This window comes from Porphyromonas sp. oral taxon 278 str. W7784 (assembly GCF_000467855.2).
In the GTDB taxonomy this organism is placed as follows: Bacteria; Bacteroidota; Bacteroidia; order Bacteroidales; family Porphyromonadaceae; genus Porphyromonas.
In genome coordinates, this window is the sequence record NZ_KI259230.1 from 98,876 (window position 1) to 99,696 (window position 821).

General features: G+C 49.7%; 1 protein-coding gene. It reads left to right on the top strand.

Annotated elements, in window-relative coordinates; translation table 11 throughout:
- Positions 1-549 precede the first annotated feature (549 nt).
- On the top strand, positions 550-821 hold a 272-nt coding region (locus HMPREF1556_RS08710; protein WP_021666872.1), incomplete at its 3' end, for a carboxypeptidase-like regulatory domain-containing protein.

Genomic DNA, 821 nt, shown 5'->3' on the forward strand with positions numbered 1-821 from the left:
CCAAAAGAGGCCTCTCAAAAGCCCCTGTAGACAGGGCTTCTGGAGGGGTGGTTTTTTGATTCGGATGTCAGCTTCGGTGGGCGGGGATAAGACTCGGGAAAAGCAGTGGTACGCTGTCGTTCCGATGCAGGGGTATTCTTAAAGAATTTTATTAAATGAGAAGGCTTATAAAAGTATTTTCAGAAGGTTAAAATTTACTATTTTTGCCCGCTGACAAGATTATGGTTATACTTAGTGACAGCCTATTTACCCTAGATCCCTCGTGCGAGTGGTCTAGCCTGCGTGACCTATCGGGGACAGACCTGATGGGGTATTGGTCCATTTATACGACGAAGCTGGCGAACTGGTGGATGTGCTCGATACGTAGATCTCCCCGATATATCCTCCGTTCTATCTATATCCCAAGCTAAAAGGCTCCTAGACGAGGCGTGCTAGCACGTAGCGGTCTGGGAGCTTTCCTTGTCTTGTGAAGCGCCGCGGCTACTTCGAGTAGTTCGGGTGTTCCACTTTATCCCCTCCCCTAAGATTCCATTTTTTTAATTTTCAGATATGAAGAAAGTACTATCTCTCCTCATGACGCTTTTCCTCTGTGTCGCTACGGCACTAGCACAGGGGCGGAGCATCAGTGGTGTCGTGCTCGACGCTACGAATCATGAGCCTGTGATCGGAGCTTCGGTTCAGGTCAAGGGTGTGCCTGGTCAAGGTGCTTCTACCGACATCAACGGTAAGTTCACCTTGAAGAACGTCAAGGCGGGTGCTGTTCTCGTCGTATCCTCCATCGGGTACGCCAAGAAGGAAGTCCCTGTCGGTAACCAGACCGA